This is a genomic window from Streptomyces aculeolatus (assembly GCF_020400605.1).
Classification (GTDB): domain Bacteria; phylum Actinomycetota; class Actinomycetes; order Streptomycetales; family Streptomycetaceae; genus Streptomyces; species Streptomyces aculeolatus.
Genome location: NZ_JAINRD010000008.1, coordinates 265,318 through 290,255, shown reverse-complemented (window position 1 = coordinate 290,255; position 24,938 = coordinate 265,318). Strand labels below are relative to the sequence as shown.

The window sequence follows — 24,938 nt, the reverse complement described above, 5'->3', positions numbered from 1 at the left end:
TGCAGTGTGTGCGTCGGTCATGTCGCTCCGATACGTCGTTGGTTCGGCGTGGGTCGAGGTGGTGCCCTGCGCCGTCCCGCCCGGTGGGCGGGCGGGACGTGCCGGCTCAGGCGAAGACGGCCTGGTAGAGCCCGCCGGCCGCGGCGCCGCCGAGCAGCGGGCCGACGACGGGAATCCACGCGTAGGTCCAGTCCGAGCCGCCCTTGTTGGGCAGCGGCAGGAGGTAGTGGACGATGCGCGGCCCGAGGTCGCGCGCGGGGTTGATGGCGTAACCCGTGGGGCCACCGAGCGAGAGACCGATGCTGACAACCACCAGCGCCGTGATCAGCACGCCGAGGGGGCCGAGCCCGTTGCCCTCGTCATTGAGGCCCTGGGTGAGGATCGCGATGACCAGGACGAAGGTGGCGATGATCTCCGTCATCATGTTCTGCACGGTGTTGCGGATCTCGGGGCCGGTGGAGAATATGCCGAGCACCGGGCCCGCGCCCTTCTCGTGTGCCTCGATCGCCTTCGTGTCCGCGTTCTCCAGGTGGCCGACGACTTCCTTGTCGGTCAGGTGGTCGTGGAACTGGCCGTAGTAGGCCAGCCAGACGAACGCGGCGCCGATCATGGCACCGAGCATCTCGGAGGCGAGGTAGAGCGGTACGTCACCCCAGTCGGTGTCGCCCTTGATCGCAAGCCCGAGGGTCACCGCGGGGTTCAGGTGGGCGCCGGAGACGCCGGCGACCGCGTAGGCGCCGGTGAGGACCGCGAGACCCCAGCCGAACGCGATCGCGACCCAGCCCGCCTGGTGTGCCTTGGACTTCTTGAAGGTGATGGCGGCAACCACGCCGCCACCGAGAACGATCAGCAAGGCAGTTCCCACTACCTCACCAGAGAAAATGTCCCAATTGGACGGGTCCATCCTGCGACTCCTTTGTCCGGGCTGGTCCGTACGCGGAATCCGGTCCGCGTAACACCATACGTCAAATATGTCGTCAGGTGTTCGACAATGCCGACCGGTGCACGGCAGTGTTCCGCCACGTCACAGGCACGTCAAGGCCCGGTGAGGGGAAATCGGGGAATCGGCCGAACGGAGGAGTCGCGCGCGGCTCAGAAGCGCCCGGCGCCCAGGTCCCTGGCCACCGCCCGGGCGCAGTCGCGCACCGCCGCCACCAGGTCCGGCCGCAGCTCACCGCCGGGGCAGACCCGCTCCACCGCACCCGTGACGCCCACGGCGCCGACGGGCATGCCGCGGCGGTCGCGTACGGGGGCGGCGACCGAGGCGATGCCGTCCCAGGTCTCCTCGACGTCCGAGCCCCAGCCGCGGGCGCGGGTCAGCTCCAGGATCCGTTCGAAGTCGGCCGCCTCGGTGACCGTGGCGGGCGTGAGCGCCTGGCGGTCGCCCTCCGCGGCCTCGGCGTGCGCCACCGGGTCCACCGCGCACAGGACCTTGCCCAGCGCCGTGCTGTGCAGCGGCTGCATGGCGCCGATCTCCAGCACCTGCCGGCTGTCGTCCGGCCGGAAGACGTGGTGGACGATGAGCACGCCCTGGTGGTGCAGCACGCCCAGGTGGACGCTCTCGCCGCTGGCCCTGGCCAGGTCGTCGGTCCAGGGCAGGGCCCGGGCGCGCAGCTCGTGGACGTCCAGGTAGCTGTTGCCCAGGCGGAGCAGCTCCGCGCCGAGCTGGTAGCGCCCGGAGACCGGGTCCTGCTCGACGAAGCCCTCCTGCTGCAGCGTGCGCAGGATGCCGTGCGCCGTGCCCTTGGCCAGGCCGAGGGTCGAGGCGACGTCCGACAGCCCCAGGCGCCGCTCTCCTCCGGCCAGCAGGCGCAGCACCGCAGCCGCTCGCTCGAGCGACTGGATGTTCCGTGCCACGGAAGATCCTCCTCAACGAGACCGGCAGTTCGACAATGCTGAACAGTATCGGTCATTGTCAGGCCGCAGGGGGGTGGTCGGGGAAGACCCCGGAAGTGCGGATCGGGCACGAGTCTGCCGGAAAACCCCGCAAACCCGCACCGTCCGGCTCGTGGGACGGCCCGCCCCGGACCGGCTCCGGCCGATACGCTGGGCCCGTGCACCGGTCCTCGCGGGCCGCGCATAGCCGACAGCCGTCGCACACGAGGGAGTATCCCCATGGCCTCGCAGCCGCCCCAGCCCGCCGCCAGCCAGCAGACCCGCGCCGACGCGCTCCGGGAGGCCCTCGCCACCCGCGTGGTGGTGGCCGACGGTGCCATGGGCACCATGCTCCAGGCCCAGGAGCCCACGCTGGCGGACTTCCAGCAACTCGAGGGCTGCAACGAGATCCTCAACGTCACCCGCCCCGACATCGTGCGCTCGGTGCACGACGAGTACTTCGCGGCCGGCGTGGACTGCGTGGAGACCAACACCTTCGGCGCCAACCACGCCGCCCTCGGCGAGTACGACATCGCGGACCGGATCTTCGAGCTGTCCGAGTCCGGCGTACGCATCGCCCGCGAGTCCGCCGACGCCCACACCGCCGGCGACGCCCGGCAGCGCTGGGTCCTCGGCTCCATGGGCCCCGGCACCAAGCTGCCGACCCTCGGCCACATCGCGTACGACACGCTGCGCGACGCCTACCAGCAGAATGCCGAGGGCATGATCGCCGGCGGCGCCGACGCGCTCCTCGTCGAGACCACCCAGGACCTGCTGCAGACCAAGGCCGCCGTCCTCGGCGCCCGCCGCGCGCTCGCCGCCACCGGCGTGGACCTGCCGCTGATCTGCTCGGTGACCGTCGAGACGACCGGCGCCATGCTCCTCGGCAGCGAGATCGGCGCCGCGCTCACCGCGCTGGAGCCGCTGGGCATCGACATGATCGGGCTCAACTGCGCCACCGGCCCGGCCGAGATGAGCGAGCACCTGCGCTACCTCGCCCGGCACTCCCGGGTGCCGCTGTCCTGCATGCCCAACGCGGGCCTGCCGGTCCTCGGCAAGGACGGCGCCCACTACCCGCTGACCCCGGGCGAACTGGCCGACGCCCAGGAGACGTTCGTCCGCGAGTACGGCCTGTCCCTGGTCGGCGGCTGCTGCGGCACCACCCCGGAGCACCTGCGGCAGCTCACCGAGCGGGTACGGGACATGGAGCCGGCCGAGCGCCGGCCCCGGCCCGAGCCGGGGGCCGCGTCGCTGTACCAGACGGTGCCGTTCCGGCAGGACACCTCGTACCTGGCGATCGGCGAGCGCACCAACGCCAACGGCTCGAAGAAGTTCCGCACCGCCATGCTCGAAGGCCGCTGGGACGACTGCGTGGAGATGGCCCGCGACCAGATCCGCGAGGGCGCCCACATGCTCGACCTGTGCGTCGACTACGTCGGCCGCGACGGCGCCGCAGACATGGCAGAGCTGGCGGGCCGGTTCGCCACCGCCTCCACGCTGCCCATCGTGCTGGACTCCACCGAGGTCGAGGTGATCCGCGCCGGGCTGGAGAAGCTGGGCGGCCGGGCCGTCATCAACTCCGTCAACTACGAGGACGGCGACGGCCCCGAGTCCCGCTTCGCGCGCGTCGCCACCCTCGCCCGCGAGCACGGCGCCGCCCTGATGGCACTGACCATCGACGAGGAGGGCCAGGCCCGTACCGCGGAGCACAAGGTCGCCATCGCCGAGCGGCTCATCGAGGACCTCACCGGCAACTGGGGCATCCACGAGTCCGACATCCTCATCGACTGCCTGACGTTCACCATCTGCACCGGCCAGGAGGAGTCCCGCGGCGACGGCCTCGCCACCATCGAGGCCATCCGCGAACTCAAGCGCCGCCACCCCGACGTGCAGACCACGCTCGGGCTGTCGAACATCTCCTTCGGCCTCAACCCGGCCGCCCGGGTCGTCCTCAACTCCGTCTTCCTCGACGAGTGCGTGAAGGCCGGCCTGGACTCGGCGATCGTGCACGCCAGCAAGATCCTGCCGATCGCCCGGCTGGAGGAGGAGCAGGTGCAGGTCTGCCTGGACCTCATCCACGACCGGCGCCGGCCGGCCGCGGGCGACGAGCCCGCGTACGACCCGCTGCAGCGCCTGCTGGAGCTGTTCGAGGGCGTCGACACCAAGTCGATGAAGGCCGGCAAGGCCGAGGAGCTGGCCGCACTGCCGCTGGAGGAGCGGCTGAAGCGGCGCATCATCGACGGCGAGAAGAACGGCCTGGAGGCCGACCTCGACACCGCGCTCGCCGAGCGGCCGGCGCTGGACATCGTCAACGAGACGCTGCTCGACGGCATGAAGACCGTCGGCGAGCTGTTCGGCTCCGGGCAGATGCAGCTCCCGTTCGTGCTCCAGTCCGCCGAGGTGATGAAGACCGCGGTGGCCTACCTGGAGCCGCACATGGAGAAGGTCGAGGACGGCGAGGGCAACTCCGGCAAGGGCACGATCGTGCTGGCCACCGTGCGCGGCGACGTCCACGACATCGGCAAGAACCTCGTCGACATCATCCTGTCCAACAACGGCTACAACGTGGTCAACCTCGGCATCAAGCAGCCCGTCTCGGCGATCCTCGAGGCCGCCGAGGAGCACGCGGCCGACGTGATCGGGATGTCCGGGCTGCTGGTGAAGTCCACCGTGATCATGAAGGAGAACCTGGAGGAGCTGAACCAGCGCCGGCTGGCCTCCCGGTACCCCGTGATCCTCGGCGGCGCGGCGCTCACCCGCGCGTACGTCGAGCAGGACCTGCACGAGGTCTACGAGGGCGAGGTCCGCTACGCCCGCGACGCCTTCGAGGGGCTGCGGCTCATGGACGCCCTCATCGGCGTCAAGCGCGGCGTCCCCGGCGCCGAGCTGCCCGAGCTGCGCCCCCGCCGGGTGCGCGCGAGCGCCGCCGCACCCGCCGGCGAGGAGGAGGACGCCCCCGCCCGCTCCGACGTGGCCACCGACAACCCCGTGCCCGCCCCGCCGTTCTGGGGCACCCGCGTCGTCAAGGGCATCCAGCAGGCCGACTACGCCTCCTGGCTGGACGAGGGCGCGCTCTTCAAGGGCCAGTGGGGGCTGAAGGCGCCGCGCGGCAGCGGTCCGTCGTACGAGGACCTGGTCGCCACCGAGGGCAGGCCGCGGCTGCGCGGGCTGCTGGACCGGCTGCAGACCGGCAACCTGCTGGAGGCGGCCGTCGTCTACGGCTACTTCCCCTGCGTCTCCAAGGGCGACGACCTGATCGTCCTCGGCGACGACGGCGCCGAGCGCACCCGCTTCACCTTCCCGCGGCAGCGGCGCGGCCGGCGGCTGTGCCTGGCGGACTTCTTCCGCCCGGAGGACTCCGGCGAGACGGACGTCGTCGGCTTCCAGATCGTCACCGTCGGGTCCAGGATCGGCGAGGCCACGGCCGAGCTGTTCGCCGCCGACTCCTACCGCGAGTACCTGGAGCTGCACGGCCTCTCCGTGCAGCTCGCCGAGGCGCTGGCGGAGTACTGGCACGCGCGGGTACGCGCCGAGCTGGGCTACGGCGGCGAGGACCCGGCCGAGATCGAGGACATGTTCGCGCTGAAGTACCGCGGCGCCCGGTTCTCCCTCGGCTACGGCGCGTGCCCGGACCTGGAGGACCGGGCGAAGATCGCCGAGCTGCTGGAGCCGGAGCGGATCGGGGTGAAGCTCTCCGAGGAGTTCCAGCTGCACCCGGAGCAGTCCACGGACGCGATCGTCATCCACCACCCGGAGGCGAAGTACTTCAACGCCCGCTGAGCGCCGCCGGCGCCCGGCCCGTACCCGCGCACCCGGCCGCTGTCCGAAAAGGGCCCAGAAGGGCGCTCCACGGGCGCTTTTCGGACAGTCGGCATACACTGGTCGGTCCGGAACAGGCCGGTCGCTTCTGGCGGCCGGCCTTTGCGCCCCTTCGAGGGAGGTGAGCGGATGACCAGCAGCATTCCCGCTGAAGGCACCCGAACGGCTCAGAGCACCGCCCCGGCCCGCCGCGTGCGGTCCATCCGCGGTACGACCCCGCAGGCCGTACTGCTCGACATGGACGGCACCCTGGTCGACACCGAGGGCTTCTGGTGGGCCGCCGAGGTCTCGGTCTTCGCCGAGTTCGGCCACGAGCTGACCGAGGAGCAGCGCCAGGTCGTCGTCGGCGGACCGATGTCGCGCAGCGCCGCGTACCTCATCGCCACCACCGGTGCCGACATCGGCCTGCCCGAGCTGACCGTCCGCCTCAACACCCGCTTCGAGGAGCTGATCGACGGCGACGTGCCCCTCATGCCCGGCGCCCGGCGGCTGCTCCTCGAACTCGCCGCGCACGACGTGCCCACGGCCCTGGTCTCCGCGTCCCACCGGCGCATCATCGACCGGGTGCTGCGCTCGCTCGGGCACGAGTTCCACCTCTCCGTGGCGGGCGACGAGATCGCGCGGACGAAGCCGCACCCCGACCCGTACCTGCACGCCGCGGCCGCCCTCGGGGCCGATCCGCGGCGCTGCGCCGTGGTCGAGGACACCCTCACCGGCGTGACGGCGGCGGAGGCGGCCGGCTGCGCCGTCGTGGCGGTGCCGTCGGTGGCGCCGATCGACCCCGCGCCGGGGCGGCACCTCGTCGGTTCCCTCACGGAAGTCGATCTCCCCTTTCTCCGCTCCGTAGTCGAGCGCCTCCAGTGAGAAAGCGGCGGGGAAACTCCGCGCAGCGGTTCATGTATTTTGCGTGACGAAAGCCGTTACCCCATTGCTGCGTCACGGCGCGGATTCGCCGAGGTGAGCTTTCTCACGCGCACAGCTCTCGACAGGTGAGCGGCGGTGTGCTGGACCCGTCTCCGGGGTCCGGCGGAGTGCCGCCCTGTGCCCGGTTTGATTCGGGTTCGCGGCCATTGTTCCCGCGTCCGGTTATCGGAAGGGTGCCGGGCGTAATCGGCACGTGATTCTTTCTCAACTTCCCTGCGGCCCAGCCCGGCTGGGTGCTCCGGCTAATCTCTCCGGGGACGCCCGAGGGAGAAAGTCGACCATGATTCGTAAGTCGTTGGTGCTGCCCGCGCTGCTGGGCATGCTGGTCCCGGTTCTTGCCTCCTGCGGCATGGTGGGCGGCTCCGGCGGAGACGGCGACGCGATCGTGGTGGGCACGACCGACAAGCTGGAGCTGACCGAGGAGAACCCCGCCCCCCTCGACCCCGCCACCGCGTACGACATCAACTCCTGGAACATCCTGCAGAACACCTTCCAGACGCTGATGCGCATGCCGCGTACGGGTTCGGAGCCCGAGCCGGACGCCGCCGAGCGGTGCGCCTTCGCCGACCGGCTCAGCGAGCAGTACCGCTGCACCCTCCGCGACGGCCTCACCTTCACCAACGGGCACGACCTCACGGCCGAGGACGTCAAGTTCTCCGTCGAGCGGATGCTGAAGATCAAGAACCCCAACGGCCCCTTCCCGCTGCTCGCCAACGTCGACACGGTGGAGACCCCCGACGAGCTGACCGTGGTCTTCCACCTCAAGACGCCGGACGCGACGTTCCCCCTCAAGCTCGCCACCCCGGCCGCCGCCATCGTCGACAGCGAGGTCTACGAGAAGGACAAGCTCTACGAGGGCTTCGAGATCGCCGGCTCCGGCCCGTACAGCCTGAAGGTCGAGCACGAGGACGACGTCGCCACCAAGGCCGTCTACACCGGCAACGGCGACTACAAGGGCGAGGTCGAGCCGCAGAACGACGGCGTCGAGGTCCGCTACTTCGACACCTCCCAGCACATGGAGGACGCCATCTCCGGCGGCGACATCGACGTGATGGGCCGCAGCCTGAAGCCCGAGCAGATCAACCGCCTCGACGAGGGCGCCGACGGCGACGTCAGCCTCTTCGAGACGCCCGGCGCGGAGATCGCCTACCTCGTCTTCGACGTGGAGAACCCGACCGTGAAGGACCGGGCCGTGCGCCAGGCGACGGCCGAGGTGATCGACAGGACGAAGCTCGCGCGCGACGTCTACCAGCGCACCGTCGAGCCGCTGTACGCGATGATCCCGCGCGGCATCATCGGCCACAACACGGCGTTCCACGACTCCTACGGCGACCGCCCGGACCCCGACGCCGCCCGCGAGCTGCTCCGGGAGGCGGGCGTCGAGACCCCCGTCGAGCTGACCCTGAACTACACCACGGACCACTACAGCGAGACGACGAAGGCGGAGTTCGAAGAGCTGCGCGACCAGCTCAACAAGTCCGGCCTCTTCGACGTGACCATCAAGGGCGAGACCTGGGAGACGTACAAGAAGAACTACGCGGAGAACCGGTACGCCGTCTACGGCCTGCACTGGTACCCCGACTTCCCCGACCCCGACACGTTCACCGCGCCGTTCGTCGGCGAGGAGAACTTCACCTACAACAACTACGAGAGCTCCGTCATCGAGGACCTGATCCCGCGGACCCGCCAGGAGGCGCAGCGGGAGCGCACGACGGACAGCTTCGAGCGGGTGCAGGACGTCCTCGCGACCGACGTCCCGTACCTCCCGCTCTGGCAGGGCAAGCAGTACATCGCGGCGCGCGACACCGTCACGGGGGCGGAGTGGGCGCTCAACTCGTCGTCGACGCTGCAGCTCTGGGAGCTGCGGCGCGGGCTGAGCGAGTAGGGGCCACCGGCGGTGCCGCGCCGGGCCAAGAACCGACCCGAGTGAAGGAACCCACACACGTGAAGAAGGCTGTCCCGCGGCTCGCCCCACCCCTCGGCGCCGCCATGGCCACCGTACTGCTCGCTGTCGGCTGCGGCTCGGACTCCGGATCGGGGGCCGGCTCCGGCGACGCGGTCGTGATGGGAATGACCGACAAGGTCACCGCCATCGACCCCGCGGCGGGCTACGACCCCGGCTCCTGGCTGGTGTTCAACAACGTCTTCCAGTCCCTGCTGAGCTTCCCCAAGGGGTCCACGGAACCCGAGCCCGAGGCGGCGGAGGAGTGCAGCTTCGAGGACTCCGACAGCCGCGTCTACACCTGCAAGCTGCAGGACGGGCTGAAGTTCTCCGACGGCTCCGAACTCACCTCCGAGGACGTGAAGTTCTCCTTCGAGCGCACCATCGCCATCGACGACCCCGACGGCCCCGCCGTCATGCTCGACTCGATCGGCGGGATCGAGACGCCCGACGAGCTGACCGTGACGTTCCGGCTGGACTACCCCGACGCGACCTTCCCCATGAAGATCGCCTCCGGCGCCGGCTCGATCGTCGACAGCGAGTCCTACCCGAAGGACAAGCTGCGCGACGACGACAAGGCCATCGGGTCGGGGCCGTACAAGCTGGACTCCTACCAGGAGGGCAAGGAGGCCGACTTCTCCGTCAACTCCGGCTACAAGGGCACCGCCAAGGTGCAGAACTCCGGGATGACGCTGAAGCTCTACGGCGGCACCGGCGGCGACGACAAGCTGAAGGAGGACCTGGAGAGCGGCGACATCGACCTGGCCTACCGCGGCCTGGCGATGAAGGACATCGCCGAGCTGCAGGACCAGGCCGGAGCCGGCCAGAAGATCCAGCTCGTCGAGGGCACCAGCGCCGAGGTCCAGCACCTGGTCTTCAACATGGACGACCCGGTCGCCGGCAACCCGGCGGTGCGCAAGGCGTTCGCGTACCTCATCGACCGCAACGCGCTGGTCCGCGAGGTCTACCAGGGCACGGCCGAGGAGCTGTACTCGATCGTCCCGGCCGGCATCACCGGCCACAACACCGCCTTCTACGACACCTACGGCGACCGCCCCGACCCGGCCAGGGCCGAACAGGTGCTGCGCCAGGCGGGCATCGACCAGAAGGTGAAGGTGACGCTGCACGCCACGCCCGAGCGCTACGGGCCCGGCACGGTGCCCTCCTTCGAGCTGATCGCCGAGCAGCTCAACGCCAGCGGCCTGTTCGAGGCGGACGTGGAGTCCGTGCCGCTGGACGACTTCGAGCAGGGCGTCGAGAAGGGCGCGTACGGCGTCTACGTCAAGGGCTGGGTGCCGGACTACCCGGACCCCGACAACTTCACCTCGCCCTTCTTCGGCGACGGCAACGTGCTGGCCAACAACTACCAGCCGGGCCGCATCACCAGCGAGCTGATCCCGGCGGCCGCCGGGCAGTCGGAGCGTACGGCCACGGTGGACGCCTACGGCGAGCTGCAGGACATCGTCGCCGACCAGCTCCCGGTGATACCGCTGTGGCAGGGCAAGCAGTACGCGGCCGCGCGGGAGAACATCCTCGGCCTGGAGTGGACGCTCGACGCCTCGACGGTCTTCCGCTTCTGGGAGATCTCGAAGGGCTCGGAGTGACCCGCGGCACCGCCTGACGCCGTACGGAACCGGGAGCCCTGCGCGGCGGGGCTCCCGGCCGGCGCTCAGGACCCGCCGGGGCGCACCAGCCCGCTCTCGTACGCGTAGACCGCGGCCTGCACCCGGTCGCGCAGGCTCAGCTTGGTCAGCACATGGCCCACATGCGTCTTCACGGTCGTCTCGCTGACGAAGAGGTCGGCGGCGATCTCCGCGTTCGACAGCCCGCGGGCGACCAGCTTGAGCACCTCCACCTCGCGCTCGGTGAGCGTGTCCAGGGTGTCCGGCACGTCCTGCTCTCCCGTCGGCAGCTTGGTCGCGAACTTGTCCAGCAGCCTCTTGGTGATGCTCGGGGCCAGCATCGCGTCCCCGGCGGCGACCACGCGGATCGCCTGCACCAGCTCCCCGGCCGGCGCGTCCTTCAGCAGGAAGCCGCTGGCCCCGGCGCGCAGCGCCTCCACCACGTACTCGTCGAGGTCGAAGGTGGTCAGCACCAGCACCTTCGCGGGCCCGTCCCGGCCGGCGCCGGTGATCTGCCTGGTGGCCTCCACGCCGTCCATCCGCGGCATCCGGATGTCCATCAGCACCACGTCCGGCTGCAGCGCCCGGACCTGGTCGAGCGCCTGCAGCCCGTCGCCGGCCTCGCCGACGACGGCGATGTCCTGCTCGGCCTCCAGGATCATGCGGAAGCCGGTGCGCAGCAACGGCTGGTCGTCGACGAGCAGGACGCGGATGGCCACAGGGTCTCCTCTTCCTCGGCCGGACCGAACTGTCAGGCGGTGTCCATTCTGCCCTGTGCACCGTCACCGGCCCCGGCCGGGCGGGGCTGCGGCAGGCCCAGGTCGACGCCGGTCAGCGGATACGGGGGCGGGGTCCCGCCGAAGGCGGGGCAGGAGTCCTTGAAGTCGCACCAGCCGCACAGCCGGCCCGGCCGCGGCCGCCAGTCGCCGCTCTCCGTCGCCCGCCGGATCGCCTCCCACAGGGCGAGGACCTTGCGCTCCACGCCGCGCAGATCGGCCTCGTCGGGGTCGTACGTCAGCACATCGCCGCTGCCCAGATAGACCAGCTGCAGCCGGCGCGGGACGCTGCCGCGCAGCCGCCACAGCACCAGCGCGTAGAACTTGATCTGGAAGAGGGCGTCCGCCGCGTACTCCGGCGGGGGCGCCTTGCCCGTCTTGTAGTCCACGACGCGGACCTCGCCCGTCGGCGCCACGTCGAGCCGGTCGATGACGCCGCGCAGCTTCAGCCCGGAGGCGAGCACGGTCTCCACGAACAGCTCCCGCTCCGCGGGCTCCAGCCGCGCCGGGTCCTCCAGCGTGAACCACCGCTCGACGAGCCGCTCGGCCCCCGCCAGCCACTCCGCCAGCCGCTCGGCGGCCCCGGCCGCGGCGGCGTCCCCGCCGTCGCCGGACCCCCCGTCACCGTCCCCGCCGACGTCTCCGCCGCCGTCCCCGTCACCGTCCGTGAACAGCTCCGCCAGCTCCGGCCGGTCCGCGAGCAGCCGCTCCCACGCCGGCGCCACCAGCGATCGCGCCCGCGGCGGCGTACGCTCGGCGGCAGGGTCGTCGAAGAGCCGCTCCAGCACCGCGTGCACCAGCGTCCCGCGGGCCGCGGAGGCGCGCGGCTTCTCCGGCAGCCTGTCGATCACCCGGAAGCGGTACATCAGCGGGCAGGTCATGAAGTCCGCCGCGCGGGACGGCGACAGTGCCCGGGGCGGCGCCGGCGCCCGTGGCGCGTCCGGCCCGCCGCCCTCCCCGGACGGCGGCGGGGCGGGGTCCGCGGGGTGGTTCCCGGTGTCGGTGCGGGTACTCATGGTGTACGACCCTAGAGCCCGGGACCGACAACCGGCGGCATACGATGCAGACCGGACCGGCGGGCAGGAGAACGAGCGCCACGAGCGGGTACACGAGCGGGCAGGAGTGGAAGTCGTGAGCGAGGAGCGCAGGGGCGATCGGCCCGGCCGCGGCGGCGGCATCCTCATGGGCCGCCCCTTCGGCGTGCCCGTGTACGTCGCCCCGAGCTGGTTCCTCGTCGCCGCCCTCATCACCTGGGTCTTCGGCGGCCAGCTCGAACGGATCCTGCCCGAGCTGGGCGCCCTGCGCTATGTCATCGCGCTCTTCTTCGCCGTCGCCTTCTACGCCTCCGTGCTCGTCCACGAGCTGGCGCACACCCGCGTCGCCCTCCACTACAAGCTGCCCGTACGCCGCATCCAGCTGCAGTTCTTCGGCGGCGTCTCGGAGATCGAGAAGGAGTCCGAGACCCCGGGCCGCGAGTTCTGGCTCGCCTTCGCCGGACCGCTGCTCTCCCTCGTGCTCGCCGGCGGCTTCTACGGCGCCCTCCAGCTCGTCGAGCAGGACACCGTCCCCGCCGTGCTGCTCGCGGCGCTGACGATCTCCAACCTCATCGTGGCGATCTTCAACCTGCTGCCCGGCCTGCCGCTCGACGGCGGCCGGATGCTGCGCGCCGTGGTGTGGAAGGTCAGCGGCAAACCGATGACCGGCACCGTCGTCGCCGCCTGGGTGGGCCGTGCGCTGGCCGTGGCCACCCTCATCGGCCTCCCGCTCTTCACCCACTCCCGCGCCTCCGACCCCGGCAGCGTCGACACCGTCACCGACGCCCTGCTGGCCGCGATCCTCGCCGCGATCATCTGGACCGGCGCCGGCAACAGCCTGCGCATGGCCCGGCTCCGCGAGCGGCTGCCCGAGCTGCGCGCCCGCGCCCTCACCCGCCGTGCGGCGCCCGTCACCGCCGACACCCCGTTGTCCGAGGCGCTGCGCCGGGCCGACGCCGCCGGCGCCCGCGCCCTCGTCGTCGTCGACGGCCGCGGCGACCCCACCGGCGTCGTACGCGGCGCCGCCATCGCCCAGACGCCCGCCCACCGGCGCCCCTGGGTGGCCGTCAGCTCGCTCTCCCAGGACCTCACGGACGAGATGAAGCTCTCCGCCGAGCTGACCGGTGAGCAGCTGCTGGAGCACCTGCGCGAGAGCCCCCACAGCGAGTACCTGGTGCTGGAGGAGACCGGCCACATCTACGGGGTGCTCGCCACCTCCGACGTCGAGCGCGCCTTCGTCGCCGCCATGGCCCGGCCGCAGGTCTGACCCCCGCCGGCCGGTAGGGTGAGCGGCATGTCCGAGCCGACCGGTGCCGCCCGCCGCCGCGGGCCCTTCCAGGTCGGGGACCAGGTACAGCTCACCGACCCCAAGGGCCGCCACTACACGTTCACGCTCGAAGCCGGGAAGGCCTTCCACACCCACAAGGGTTCCTTCCCGCACGACGAGCTGATCGACGCCCCCGAGGGAACCGTCGTGCGCACCACGGGCAACGTCCCGTACCTCGCGCTGCGCCCCCTGCTCCCCGACTACGTCCTGTCCATGCCGCGCGGAGCGGCCGTCGTCTACCCGAAGGACGCCGGCCAGATCCTGGCGTTCGCCGACGTCTTCCCCGGCGCGCGCGTGGTCGAGGCGGGCGTCGGCTCCGGGTCGCTGACCAGCTTCCTGCTGCGCGCCGTCGGCGACAGCGGCATGCTGCACTCCTACGAGCGCCGCGCGGACTTCGCCGACGTCGCCCGGCAGAACGTCGAGCGCTACTTCGGCGGCCCCCACCCGGCCTGGCAGCTCACCGTCGGCGACCTCCAGGACAACCTCTCCGACACCGAGGTCGACCGCGTCATCCTGGACATGCTCGCGCCCTGGGAGTGCCTGGACGCGGTCGCCAAGGCCCTCGTGCCGGGCGGCATCGTCTGCGCCTACGTGGCCACCACCACCCAGCTCGCCCGCACCGTGGAGTCCATTCGCGAGCACGGCAACTTCAACGAGCCCCAGGCGTGGGAGACCATGCTGCGCAACTGGCACGTCGAGGGCCTGGCCGTACGGCCCGACCACCGCATGATCGGCCACACCGGTTTCCTGCTCACCGCCCGCAGGCTCGCCGACGGCGTCGAGCCGCCGCTGCGCCGCCGCCGGCCCGCGAAGGGGGCGTACGGGGAGGATTACACCGGTCCCGGCCGCCAGCGGGCCGCCGCCGACAGCTGAACGGGCACAGAACCCGCAGAGAAGCGGCAGGGGACGTTCCGCGGGCGGCCGGCGTGTGACACCATGCTGGCCTCCCCACGGCCCTCCCAGCCCTCACAGGAGCCTCACCCGTGCAGCCTCTGCCCGGCGCCGACCTCCCGCACGCACACCCCCGCGCGGTGCACTGGATCGCCACCGCGGCCGCCATGGCCGCCGTCGTCGCCCTCGCGGCCCTCATCCAGCCCCCGACCGTCGCCGCCGGCAACGACGGCAAGAGCGACCACGGCGGCAGACCCGCCCCCGGGCCGGACCCGAGCGCCGCCCACTACCCGGTGGACTGCGCCGGGACCGAGCCGGAGGTGTTCAAGCACGGCTCCGCCGACTTCGACGCCGACGGGCGGGCCGAGACCGTGGCCGTGGTGCGCTGCCGGGCCGCCGCCGGCTCCCCGCCCAGCGGGATGTACGTCGTCTCCGCCACGAAGCCCGGGGTGTCACCGCGCGTGACCGAGACACTCCTCGACCCCGCCGAGGGCATGAGCGTCGGGGCATTCGCTGTCCGCGAAAACGAGATTTCGGCCACCCTCCTCGGCTACTCCTCGCCGGACGTCCCCCGCAGCAAGCCGGACAAGCAGCGCAACGTGACCTGGAAGTGGGCGGACGGCCGCTTCCGTCTCACCGCCGAGCCGGTCCCCGGCACCCAGGTCTGAGCCGTTCCGCCGCGACCCCTCCGCGCCGACTTCCCGCCGGTCCCGGGAACGGACGGGGGAGGAGTCGTCGTTCCGCTGCAATTCCAGGCACCCTTGGCGGGTGTTGAACGTTGTAGACGAAACAAATGGCTGCTTTCCGATGTTGCTGGATGGGTATTTGCCTGGCGTGAGGACGGGCGCACGGGTGAAGATCGGATGCACCCCGACCGTCTTTGTGATCTAGGGGTTTCAAGTGGGACGCGGCCAGGTAGGGTCAGGAAGCGTCCAGCTCCCCTTGGAGGAGGTGAGGACCGTGGCAGCCCACGACGACGACACCAACCGCGGCATCCGGCCGGGTCGAGGGTCCGAAGACCCTGCCGGTCAGGTCGCCTACCTTGAGCAGGAGATCGCCGTCCTGCGACGAAAGCTCGCCGACTCGCCGCGTCACACGAGGATCCTCGAAGAACGCATCGTCGAGTTGCAGACCAACCTCGCCGGAGTGTCCGCGCAGAACGAGCGCCTGGCCAACACTCTCCGTGAGGCGCGCGACCAGATCGTCGCCCTGAAGGAAGAAGTCGACCGGCTGGCCCAGCCGCCCGCCGGCTTCGGAGTCTTCCTCCAGGCCACCGACGACGGCACGGCGGACATCTTCACCGGCGGCCGCAAACTGCGGGTGAACGTCAGCCCCAGCGTGGAGCTCGACGAGCTCCGCCGCGGGCAGGAGCTGATGCTCAACGAGGCGCTGAACGTGGTCGAGGCCATGGAGTTCGAGCGCTCCGGCGACATCGTCACCCTCAAGGAGATCCTGGAGGACGGCGAGCGCGCCCTCGTGATGGGGCACACCGACGAGGAGAAGGTGGTGCGGCTCGCCGAGCCGCTCCTGCACACCACCATCCGCGCCGGCGACGCCCTGCTCCTGGAGCCCCGCTCCGGGTACGTCTACGAGGTCATCCCCAAGAGCGAGGTCGAGGAGCTGGTCCTCGAAGAGGTCCCCGACATCGACTACACCAAGATCGGCGGCCTGGGCAACCAGATCGAGCTGATCAGGGACGCCGTCGAGCTGCCGTACCTCTACCCCGACCTCTTCAAGGAGCACGAGCTGCGGCCCCCCAAGGGCGTGCTCCTCTACGGCCCGCCCGGCTGCGGCAAGACGCTGATCGCCAAGGCGGTCGCCAACTCGCTGGCCAAGAAGGTCGCCGAGCACACCGGCCGCCCCGCGGGCAAGAGCTACTTCCTGAACATCAAGGGCCCCGAGCTGCTCAACAAGTACGTCGGCGAGACCGAGCGGCACATCCGCCTGGTCTTCCAGCGGGCCCGTGAGAAGGCCAGCGAGGGCACCCCCGTCATCGTCTTCTTCGACGAGATGGACTCCCTCTTCCGCACCCGCGGCTCCGGCGTCAGCTCGGACGTGGAGAACACCATCGTCCCGCAGCTGCTCTCCGAGATCGACGGTGTCGAGGGCCTGGAGAACGTCATCGTCATCGGCGCCTCCAACCGCGAGGACATGATCGACCCCGCGATCCTGCGCCCCGGCCGGCTCGACGTGAAGATCAAGATCGAGCGCCCCGACGCCGAGGCCGCCAAGGACATCTTCTCCAAGTACCTCACCCGGACCCTGCCGCTGCACGCCGAGGACATGTCCGAGCACGGCGAATCCGCCGAGGCCACCGTGGACGCGATGATCCAGTCCGTCGTGGAGCAGATGTACGCCGAGTCCGAGGAGAACAGGTTCCTCGAAGTCACGTACGCCAACGGCGACAAGGAAGTCCTCTACTTCAAGGACTTCAACTCCGGCGCAATGATCGAGAACATCGTCGACCGCGCCAAGAAGATGGCCATCAAGGCGTTCCTCGACCACAACCAGAAGGGCCTGCGCGTCTCCCACCTCCTCGCCGCCTGCGTCGACGAGTTCAAGGAGAACGAGGACCTGCCCAACACGACCAACCCCGACGACTGGGCCCGTATCTCCGGAAAGAAGGGCGAGCGGATCGTGTTCATCCGCACCCTCGTCACCGGAAAGCAGGGCGCGGACACCGGCCGGTCGATCGACACGGTGGCCAACACCGGTCAGTACCTGTAAATGCGGCGATCCGGCTGCGGGGGGCACCACACGGCCGCCCGCAGCCGGACACGTATTTCCACGGGTGCGAACCGACCGGAGCAAAGACTGTAATGATCTCCCCACTGCCGCCAAGGCGTTCTAGGCTCTTCCGTACCGGCGCGCGGCGCAGCGCATTGCCGCCGCAGGGACCACACGTGCCGCAGACGCAGCGGTACTTGAGTGCCGTCCAGGGCCACGGACGGTACCGGGCAAGGAGGGCCGCATGACCGTACGGCGAGTAATGGGCATCGAGACGGAGTACGGAATCTCCGTCCCGGGCCATCCGAACGCCAATGCCATGCTCACCTCATCCCAGGTCGTCAACGCCTACGCGGCGGCGATGCACCGGGCGCGCCGCGCCCGCTGGGACTTCGAGGAGGAGAACCCGCTGCGGGACGCCCGCGGCTTCGACCTCGCCCGCGAGGCCGCGGACGCCAGCCAGCTGACCGACGAGGACATCGGCCTCGCCAACGTCATCCTCACCAACGGCGCCCGGCTCTACGTCGACCACGCCCACCCCGAGTACAGCGCCCCCGAGGTCACCAACCCACGCGACGCCGTCCTCTGGGACAAGGCGGGCGAGCGCATCATGGCCGAAGCCGCGGAACGCGCCGGCCAACTGCCCGGTGCCCAGCCCATCCACCTCTACAAGAACAACACCGACAACAAGGGCGCGTCCTACGGCTGCCACGAGAACTACCTGATGAAGCGGGAAACCCCCTTCTCGGACATCGTGCGCCACCTCACGCCCTTCTTCGTCTCCCGCCAGGTCTTCACCGGCGCCGGCCGCGTCGGCATCGGCCAGGACGGCAACGAGCACGGCTTCCAGATCAGCCAGCGCGCCGACTACTTCGAAGTCGAGGTCGGCCTGGAAACCACCCTCAAACGCCCCATCATCAACACCCGCGACGAGCCGCACGCCGACGCCGAGAAATACCGCAGGCTCCACGTCATCATCGGCGACGCGAACCTCTCGGAAATCTCCACCTACCTCAAGCTCGGCACCACCGCCCTGGTGCTGTCGATGATCGAGGACGACTTCATCGCCGTCGACCTGGCCGTCGAGCAGCCCGTGCGCACCCTGCACCAGGTCTCCCACGACCCAACGCTGCGCCACCAGGTCGTGCTGCGCAGCGGGCGCACGCTCACCGCCGTACAGCTCCAGATGGAGTACTGCGAGCTGGCCCGCAAGTACGTCGAGGAGCGCTTCGGCGCGGACGCGGACGACCAGACCAAGGACGTGCTCACCCGCTGGGAGGACACCCTCAACCGGCTGGAAGCCGACCCCATGAGCCTCTCCGGCGAGCTGGACTGGCTGGCCAAGAAGGAGCTCCTGGAGGGCTACCGCCGCCGCGACGCCCTGGAGTGGGACGCGGCGCGCCTCGCCCTGGTCGACCTCCAGTACGCCGACGTCCGCCCCGAGAAGGGCCTGTACAACCGGCTGGCGGCCCGCGGCCGCCTGAAGCGGCTCCTGACCGAGGACGAGGTCCTCCAGGCCGTGAAGAACCCGCCGGAGGACACCAGGGCGTACTTCCGCGGCCGCTGCCTCGAACAGTACGCGGACGACGTCGCCGCGGCCTCCTGGGACTCGGTCATCTTCGACCTCCCCGGCCGCGACTCCCTGCAGCGGGTCCCCACGCTGGAACCCCTCCGGGGTACCCGCAACCATGTCAAGGAGCTGCTGGACCGCTGCCGCACGGCGGAGGAGCTGGTCCGGGTCCTCTCGGGCGGCTGATCCGGGACGGACCGGGCTAAAGGCGGCGCGGCGGGGAATCATCCGGGTGGCCTCCGAGCGTTGAGAGAGCACCGGGCCGATGTCGGCCCCAGCTTGTAGGGTCGGATCTTGTAGGGCGACGCAGTCAGGACCATCGGGCGACACCGAGCGGGGTGAGGGATATGGCGACCAAGGACACCGGCGGTGGTCAGCAGAAGGCCACGCGGTCCCAGGAAGAGGTCGAGGAGCAGGCGCAGGACGCCGAGGTCTCCGAGGACCTGAAGGAGCGGCAGGAGAAGCTGTCGGAGGACGTGGATTCCGTCCTCGACGAGATCGACGATGTGCTCGAAGAGAACGCCGAGGACTTCGTGCGTTCGTTCGTGCAAAAGGGCGGCGAGTAGCCGCCCCGGGCGTCCGTCCGGGTAGCAACCGGGCGGACGCCCGGACGGGGGCACGGGTAAGGTCCGTGCCCAGCGCAAGTCACCGGCTCGGCCCGTGGGGGGCGGGCCGCCGTACCCGGAAGGATTCGCGTGGAAGCCAACCCTCGGAGTACCGGGCGTCTGCCAGCCGCCTTCCTGACGCCGGGCTCGTCCTCGTTCATGGACTTCCTGGGTGAACACGCTCCGGCGGCTCTGCCGGGCAATCGGGAGGTGCCGCCCGTGAAGGGTGCCGTCGAGGCACCGCACGGCACCACCATCGTGGCCGTGACCTTTCCCGGCGGGGTCGTCCTCGCCGGGGACCGGCGCGCCACCATGGGGAACATGATCGCGCAGCGTGACATCGAGAAGGTCTTTCCCGCGGACGAGTTCTCGGCCATCGGCATCGCCGGCACCGCGGGCGTCGCCGTCGAGATGGTGCGGCTGTTCCAGCTGGAGCTGGAGCACTTCGAGAAGGTCGAGGGCGCGCAGCTCTCCCTGGAGGGCAAGGCCAACCGGCTGTCCACGATGATCCGGTCCAACCTGGGCATGGCGATGCAGGGTCTGGCAGTCCTGCCGCTCTTCGCGGGCTGGGACCCGGCGCGGGAGAAGGGCCGCATCTTCTCGTACGACGTGACGGGCGGCCGGACCGAGGAGCGGGGCTTCGCCTCCGTGGGCTCGGGATCGGTGTTCGCGCGCGGTGCGTTGAAGAAGCTCTTCACGGACGAGCTGACGGAGGCGCAGGCCGCCACCGTCGTCGTCCAGGCGCTCTACGACGCGGCGGACGACGACTCCGCCACCGGCGGGCCGGACATGACCCGCCGTATCTTCCCCATCGTCACGTCCATCACCGACGAGGGCTTCCGCAGGTTGAGCGAGGCCGAGGTCTCCGAGATCGCCCGCTCGGTGGTCGACGGCCGGCTGGAGCAGCCCGACGGCCCGCGCGCGTCCGTGCTGTGACGGTCGTGCGGCCCCACGAGATTTCTCAACGAGCAGAGAGGGACGGATAAGCCGGTGTCGACACCGTTCTATGTCTCACCCCAGCAGGCCATGGCGGACCGCGCGGAGTACGCCCGCAAGGGCATCGCGCGCGGGCGCAGCGTGGTGGTGCTGCAGTACAGCGACGGCATCCTGTTCGTCGCCGAGAACCCGTCCCGGGCCCTGCACAAGGTCAGCGAGATCTACGACAGGATCGCCTTCGCCGCCGTCGGCAAGTACAACGAGTTCGAGAACCTGCGGATCGGCGGCGTCCGCTACGCCGATCTGCGCGGGTACACGTACGACCGCGAGGACGTCACGGCCCGCGGCCTCGCGAACGTCTACGCGCAGACACTCGGCACGATCTTCTCCAGCGGCGCGGAGAAGCCGTACGAGGTGGAGCTGATCGTCGCGGAGGTGGGGGAGACCCCCGCCGACGACCAGATCTTCCGGCTGCCGCATGACGGTTCGATCGTCGACGAGCATGGTTCGGTCGCGGTCGGCGGCAATTCCGATCAGATCAGCAGCTATCTCGATCAGCGGCACCGCGAGGGCATGACCCTGGCGGAGGGGCTGAAGCTGGCGGCGGAGTCCCTCGCCCGGGACAACAACGGCGGCGAGCGCGAGCTGACGTCGAAGCAGCTGGAGGTCGCGGTCCTGGACCGCAACCGGCCGCAGCAGCGGAAGTTCCGCCGGATTCTGGGCAGTCAGCTCTCCCGGCTGCTGGAGGAGGACGGCGACGGCGCTGCGGGCGCCGCCGGCGCGGACGACGCCGAGGGAGCCGAGGCCGCCGAGGCCGCCGAGTCGGACAAGGACGCCGCGGCGGAGAAGCCCGAGGGCGGCTCCGGCACCAAGAAGAAGAAGTAGCAGAAGTACGGCGTCGACCGGGCGGGCCCAGAGACGGGCCCGCCCGTCGTCGTGTCCGGACCCGCCGGAGGCGGGCCCGTCGTCCCCGGCAACCCGCTGCCGAAACCGGCCGCCCCGTCCGGATGTCCGCTCCCCGTCACCGGCGCTGTGCGTCCGGTGCCGGGGCCGTGGAGGTGCGTACCGTCAGCCGGGCCGGGACCGTCGTGCTCTCCGCGCCGCGGCCCGCGACGGCGTCGAGCAGCGCCGTCATGCCGGCCGCGCCCACGGTGCCGGCCGGGAGCCGCACCGTGGTCAGCTCGGGCTCGACGGCGGTGGCCAGCGCCAGGTCGTCGAAGCCGGTGACGGACACGTCGTACGGGACCCGCAGCCCGAGGCGCCGTACGGCCTTCAGGGCGCCGGCGGCGAGCAGGTCGTCGTCGCAGACCAGCGCGGTGGGCCGGGCGGCGGCCGGGCCCGCCAGGGCGCGCTGCGCCGCCGCCAGCCCGCCGGCGACGGACAGTTCGGCGGGCTCGGTGCGCAGCCGGGCGCCGGGCACGGCGATCAGCGCGTCGGCCAGGGCGCGGCCGCGGGCGGTGAAGGTCCAGGAGTCTATGGCCGCGGCGAGGTGGGTGATCCGCCGGTGGCCCAGTTCGAGCAGGTGCCGGGCGACCTGGCGCATGCCGTCGGCGACGTCGGCGTTGACGGTGGCGACGGCGCCGGCGTCCGCCGGGTCGCTGTCGAGCATGACGAGCGGCAGTCCGCCGGCGCGCAGGGCCCGTACGGCGTCGGTGGCCATGGAGGAGGCGATGACGCCGTCGACGGCGGTGTGGGCGGCGGCGAAGGGGTCGCGGGCGGGCCCGATGCCTTCGGGGGAGGGGTAGAGCACCACGCCGAAGTCGTGGGCGGCGGCGGCGCGGGCGGCGCCGGCGTGGACGCCGGCGAAGAACTCGTTGGTGAGCGCGGGGACGACGAGGAGCGCGGTGCGGGTGCCGCCCGTGCGCAGGGTGCGGGCGGCGGCGTTGGGGCGGTAGTCCAGTTCGCGGGCGGCGGCGCGGACGGCGTCGGCCTTGGCGGCGGAGACGCGGCCGCGCCACTTGTCGCCGAGGACGAGGGAGACGGCCGCCTGGGAGACGCCCGCGGCGCGGGCGACGTCGCGGCTGGTGACGCCGCCGCCGCGGCCGGCGGCGGACCGCGGGGCCGGCTCGCGGGCCTCGGGCGGCCCGGTGCGCGCCGCGGCGTGCCTTCCGTCCTCGTGCGCGCCCCGCATGGTGCCTCCTCGTCCCGTTCCGGCGTACGGGGTCGACCCTCGCCCGTGTTACGTATAACCTACGACGTTATACGTAACACTTCAGCGTCTCGGGAGGGCCAGTGCTGCGCGGATACACCGAGCTGCTGCGCGTCAGACACGTCGGCCGGCTGCTCGCCGGAACGCTCATCGGGCGGCTGCCCAACGCCACCGCCGCGTTCGCGATCGTGCTGTTCGTCCGGGCCGAGGGCGGCTCGTACACCCTGGGCGGGGTCCTCTCCGGCGGCTACGGCCTGGCCACCGCCGTCGGGCAGCCGCTCCTCGGCCGCGCCGTCGACCTGCGCGGCCAGCCGCGCGTGCTGCTGCCCAGCGCCCTGCTGTCCGCCGCCGGCATGGCCCTGTTCGCCGTCGTGGGCACCGACCCGCTGCCGCTGGCCTGCGCCGCCGTCCTGGTCGCCGGGCTCTTCACACCGCCGCTGGAGGGCGCCCTGCGGGCGCTGTGGCCCAGCGTCCTCAAGCGACAGGACCGGGTGCACGGGGCGTACGCGCTGGACGCCGTCGCGCAGGAGGTGATGTTCGCCGTCGCGCCGCTGATCGTCACCCTGCTGGTCGCCACCGGCTCCGAGGCCGCCGCGCTGCTCGTGCTCAACGCCCTCGGCGTGCTCGGCGCCCTGTGGGTCGTCCTCTCGCCACCGGCCCGCCGGTGGCGCTCCGAGCCGCGCGAGGCGCACTGGCTGGGGGCGCTGCGCGCGCCGGGGCTGCTGGTGATCCTCGGCGCCTTCTTCTTCGTCGGCGTCGCCCTCGGCGGTACGGCCGTCGCCTCCGTCGCGTACGCAGACGCCCGCGGCGACGACGCCATCGGCGGATACCTCCTCTCCGCGCTCGGCGCCGGCGCCCTGGTCGGCGGCGTCGTCTACGGTGCCCGGCAGTGGCCGGGCCGGGCCGAGCGTCGGCTTCAGTTGCTGCTGGCGGGCCTGGCGGTCGGCTACCTGCCGCTGATGCTCACCCCCGGCACGGTCCCGATGACCCTGCTCTCCGGTGTCGCGGGCCTCTTCCTCGCCCCCGCGCTCGCCTGTTCCTTCGTCGTCGTCGACCGGCACGCGCCGCGCGGTACGGCCACGGAGGCGTTCTCCTGGCTGGTGACGACCTTCGGTTTCGGCGCCGCTGCCGGCACGGCGATCAGCGGTCCCGCGGTCGAGCACGGCGGCGGGACCGGCGGCTTCGCGGTCGTCGGACTCGGCGGTGCGGCGGCGCTGCTGGTGCTGACCGGCTTCGTCCGGGTTCTCGCGCGGACCGGCCCTTCGGCCCGGCCGGTCGAAAAAGATCGAATCGGCGGAGCTGCACCCGGTTTCGAAACAGAGCGACAGGCGTAATGTTCAGTCATGGACCGCCGCATTTTCGGGCTTGAGAACGAGTACGGCGTCACGTGCACGTTCCGGGGACAGCGCCGCCTGTCCCCGGACGAGGTGGCGCGCTACCTCTTCCGCCGGGTCGTCTCCTGGGGCCGCAGCAGCAACGTCTTCCTGCGTAACGGCGCACGCCTGTACCTGGACGTCGGCTCGCACCCCGAATACGCAACTCCCGAGTGTGACAACGTCATCGAGCTGGTCACCCACGACAAGGCGGGCGAGCGCATCCTCGAGGGCCTCCTCGTGGACGCGGAGCGCCGGCTGCACGAGGAGGGCATCGCCGGCGACGTCTACCTCTTCAAGAACAACACCGACTCCGCCGGCAACTCCTACGGCTGCCACGAGAACTACCTGGTGGCCAGGCACGGCGAGTTCTCCCGGCTCGCCGACATCCTCATTCCGTTCCTCGTCACCAGGCAGCTCATCTGCGGCGCCGGCAAGGTGCTGCAGACGCCGCGCGGCGCGGTCTACTGCGTCAGCCAGCGTGCGGAGCACATCTGGGAGGGCGTCAGCTCCGCCACGACGCGCTCCCGGCCGATCATCAACACCCGCGACGAGCCGCACGCCGACGCCGAGCGCTACCGCCGGCTGCACGTCATCGTCGGCGACTCCAACATGTCCGAGACGACCATGCTGCTCAAGGTCGGCGCCACCGACCTCGTGCTGCGCATGATCGAGGCCGGCACGGTGATGCGTGACCTGACCCTGGAGAACCCGATCCGGGCCATCCGCGAGGTCAGCCACGACATGACCGGGCAGCGCAAGGTGCGGCTCGCCAGCGGGCGCGAGGCGTCCGCGCTGGAGGTCCAGCAGGAGTACTACGAGAAGGCCGTGGACTTCGTGGACCGCCGGGGCATCCGCACCGGTGTCGTCGAGCAGGTCCTGGAGCTGTGGGGCCGCACCCTGGAGGCGATCCGCTCCCAGGACCTCGCCAAGGTCGGCACGGAGATCGACTGGGTGATGAAGCACCAGCTCATCGAGCGCTACCGGGCGAAGAACAACATCACCCTCTCCCACCCCCGGATCGCGCAGATAGACCTCGCCTACCACGACATCCACCGCCGCCGCGGGCTGTACTACCTGCTGGAGAAGCGGGGCCAGGCCGCCCGGGTCTGCAACGACCTGAAGATCTTCGAGGCCAAGTCGGTCCCGCCGCAGACCACCCGCGCCCGGCTGCGCGGCGACTTCATCCGCCGGGCGCAGGAGCAGCGCCGGGACTTCACGGTGGACTGGGTGCACCTGAAGCTGAACGACCAGGCGCAGCGGACCGTGCTGTGCAAGGATCCGTTCCGCTCCGTGGACGACCGGGTGGAAAAGCTGATCGCCGGAATGTAGGCGGGGCGCGCGGTGTGGACGGGACCGATGTGATGA

The 24,938-nt window shown here is 71.1% G+C and carries 19 protein-coding genes; 14 read left to right on the top strand and 5 right to left on the bottom strand.

Annotated elements, in window-relative coordinates; translation table 11 throughout:
* Positions 1-106: 106 nt before the first annotated feature.
* Together LG396_RS17045 and LG396_RS17040 are read right to left on the bottom strand one after the other, a co-directional pair.
* Entirely contained in the window at positions 107-904 is a 798-nt protein-coding gene (locus tag LG396_RS17045; RefSeq protein ID WP_037730005.1) for an MIP/aquaporin family protein, read from the bottom strand.
* A gap of 188 nt (positions 905-1,092) precedes the next feature.
* Complete coding sequence (locus LG396_RS17040) at positions 1,093-1,857, bottom strand: IclR family transcriptional regulator (protein ID WP_037751010.1); 765 nt, start codon at positions 1,855-1,857, stop codon at positions 1,093-1,095.
* 258 nt (positions 1,858-2,115) lie between these two features.
* On the opposite strand from LG396_RS17040, the gene metH reads away from it, so the two are divergent.
* The 4 genes from metH (at position 2,116) to LG396_RS17020 (ending at position 10,164) form a co-directional block, all read left to right on the top strand.
* Positions 2,116-5,655, top strand: coding sequence for a methionine synthase (gene metH / locus LG396_RS17035; protein ID WP_130455533.1), 3,540 nt, complete (start codon positions 2,116-2,118; stop codon positions 5,653-5,655).
* A gap of 168 nt (positions 5,656-5,823) precedes the next feature.
* A complete protein-coding gene (locus LG396_RS17030; RefSeq protein ID WP_018852840.1) occupies positions 5,824-6,558 on the top strand; it encodes an HAD family hydrolase in 735 nt (244 codons plus the stop codon).
* A 340-nt stretch (positions 6,559-6,898) separates the two neighbouring features.
* A complete protein-coding gene (locus LG396_RS17025; RefSeq protein ID WP_225795387.1) occupies positions 6,899-8,503 on the top strand; it encodes an ABC transporter substrate-binding protein in 1,605 nt (534 codons plus the stop codon).
* Positions 8,504-8,562: 59 nt separating this feature from the next.
* Complete coding sequence (locus LG396_RS17020; protein ID WP_225795386.1) at positions 8,563-10,164, top strand: ABC transporter substrate-binding protein; 1,602 nt, start codon at positions 8,563-8,565, stop codon at positions 10,162-10,164.
* Between the two features lie 65 nt (positions 10,165-10,229).
* Here the strand turns inward: LG396_RS17020 and LG396_RS17015 are convergent, their stop codons facing one another.
* A complete protein-coding gene (locus LG396_RS17015; RefSeq protein WP_018836882.1) occupies positions 10,230-10,901 on the bottom strand; it encodes a response regulator in 672 nt (223 codons plus the stop codon).
* Positions 10,902-10,933: 32 nt separating this feature from the next.
* Entirely contained in the window at positions 10,934-11,974 is a 1,041-nt protein-coding gene (locus LG396_RS17010) for a RecB family exonuclease (RefSeq protein ID WP_225795385.1), read from the bottom strand.
* Positions 11,975-12,089: 115 nt separating this feature from the next.
* Here LG396_RS17010 and LG396_RS17005 point away from each other — a divergent pair, with 115 nt between their 5' ends.
* From LG396_RS17005 to prcA, 8 genes are all read left to right on the top strand, one after another.
* Positions 12,090-13,259, top strand: a complete 1,170-nt coding sequence (locus LG396_RS17005; RefSeq protein ID WP_018836880.1) for a site-2 protease family protein — start codon at positions 12,090-12,092, stop codon at positions 13,257-13,259.
* A gap of 27 nt (positions 13,260-13,286) precedes the next feature.
* Positions 13,287-14,192 (top strand): tRNA (adenine-N1)-methyltransferase, encoded by a 906-nt coding sequence (locus tag LG396_RS17000; RefSeq protein ID WP_225795384.1) that lies wholly within the window; start codon positions 13,287-13,289, stop codon positions 14,190-14,192.
* A gap of 110 nt (positions 14,193-14,302) precedes the next feature.
* On the top strand, positions 14,303-14,878 hold the full coding sequence (locus tag LG396_RS16995) for a hypothetical protein (RefSeq protein WP_018836878.1): 576 nt from the start codon (positions 14,303-14,305) through the stop codon (positions 14,876-14,878).
* A gap of 292 nt (positions 14,879-15,170) precedes the next feature.
* A complete protein-coding gene (arc, locus tag LG396_RS16990) occupies positions 15,171-16,937 on the top strand; it encodes a proteasome ATPase (protein ID WP_018836877.1) in 1,767 nt (588 codons plus the stop codon).
* A 244-nt stretch (positions 16,938-17,181) separates the two neighbouring features.
* A complete protein-coding gene (gene dop / locus LG396_RS16985; protein ID WP_078523978.1) occupies positions 17,182-18,693 on the top strand; it encodes a depupylase/deamidase Dop in 1,512 nt (503 codons plus the stop codon).
* Positions 18,694-18,854: 161 nt separating this feature from the next.
* Positions 18,855-19,073, top strand: coding sequence for a ubiquitin-like protein Pup (locus tag LG396_RS16980; RefSeq protein ID WP_018836875.1), 219 nt, complete (start codon positions 18,855-18,857; stop codon positions 19,071-19,073).
* 129 nt (positions 19,074-19,202) lie between these two features.
* Positions 19,203-20,048 (top strand): proteasome subunit beta, encoded by an 846-nt coding sequence (gene prcB / locus LG396_RS16975; RefSeq protein WP_225795383.1) that lies wholly within the window; start codon positions 19,203-19,205, stop codon positions 20,046-20,048.
* Positions 20,049-20,102: 54 nt separating this feature from the next.
* Positions 20,103-20,933 carry a proteasome subunit alpha gene (gene prcA / locus LG396_RS16970; RefSeq protein ID WP_225795382.1) on the top strand — a complete coding sequence of 277 codons (831 nt, stop codon included), beginning with the start codon at positions 20,103-20,105 and terminating at the stop codon, positions 20,931-20,933.
* Positions 20,934-21,069: 136 nt separating this feature from the next.
* Here the strand turns inward: prcA and LG396_RS16965 are convergent, their stop codons facing one another.
* On the bottom strand, positions 21,070-22,179 hold the full coding sequence (locus LG396_RS16965; protein WP_225795381.1) for a LacI family DNA-binding transcriptional regulator: 1,110 nt from the start codon (positions 22,177-22,179) through the stop codon (positions 21,070-21,072).
* 101 nt (positions 22,180-22,280) lie between these two features.
* Between LG396_RS16965 and LG396_RS16960 the strand changes: the two genes are divergently transcribed.
* The gene (locus LG396_RS16960; protein WP_037750988.1) at positions 22,281-23,531 is read left to right on the top strand and encodes an MFS transporter; all 1,251 of its coding nucleotides are present in this window, start codon (positions 22,281-22,283) and stop codon (positions 23,529-23,531) included.
* 9 nt (positions 23,532-23,540) lie between these two features.
* Positions 23,541-24,902: a Pup--protein ligase gene (pafA, locus tag LG396_RS16955; protein ID WP_018836870.1), complete on the top strand. Its 1,362-nt coding sequence runs from the start codon at positions 23,541-23,543 to the stop codon at positions 24,900-24,902.
* Positions 24,903-24,938 lie beyond the last annotated feature (36 nt).

Excerpts from the sequence above, each read along its gene's own strand:
- dop (WP_078523978.1), top strand. The coding sequence starts at position 17,182 with ATGACCGTACGGCGAGTAATGGGCATCGAGACGGAGTACGGAATCTCC.
- LG396_RS17025 (WP_225795387.1), top strand. The coding sequence starts at position 6,899 with ATGATTCGTAAGTCGTTGGTGCTGCCCGCGCTGCTGGGCATGCTGGTC.
- LG396_RS17010 (WP_225795385.1), bottom strand. The coding sequence starts at position 11,974 with ATGAGTACCCGCACCGACACCGGGAACCACCCCGCGGACCCCGCCCCG.
- metH (WP_130455533.1), top strand. The coding sequence starts at position 2,116 with ATGGCCTCGCAGCCGCCCCAGCCCGCCGCCAGCCAGCAGACCCGCGCC.
- LG396_RS17030 (WP_018852840.1), top strand. The coding sequence starts at position 5,824 with ATGACCAGCAGCATTCCCGCTGAAGGCACCCGAACGGCTCAGAGCACC.
- LG396_RS16980 (WP_018836875.1), top strand. The coding sequence starts at position 18,855 with ATGGCGACCAAGGACACCGGCGGTGGTCAGCAGAAGGCCACGCGGTCC.
- LG396_RS17045 (WP_037730005.1), bottom strand. The coding sequence starts at position 904 with ATGGACCCGTCCAATTGGGACATTTTCTCTGGTGAGGTAGTGGGAACT.
- LG396_RS17000 (WP_225795384.1), top strand. The coding sequence starts at position 13,287 with ATGTCCGAGCCGACCGGTGCCGCCCGCCGCCGCGGGCCCTTCCAGGTC.
- pafA (WP_018836870.1), top strand. The coding sequence starts at position 23,541 with ATGGACCGCCGCATTTTCGGGCTTGAGAACGAGTACGGCGTCACGTGC.
- LG396_RS16965 (WP_225795381.1), bottom strand. The coding sequence starts at position 22,179 with ATGCGGGGCGCGCACGAGGACGGAAGGCACGCCGCGGCGCGCACCGGG.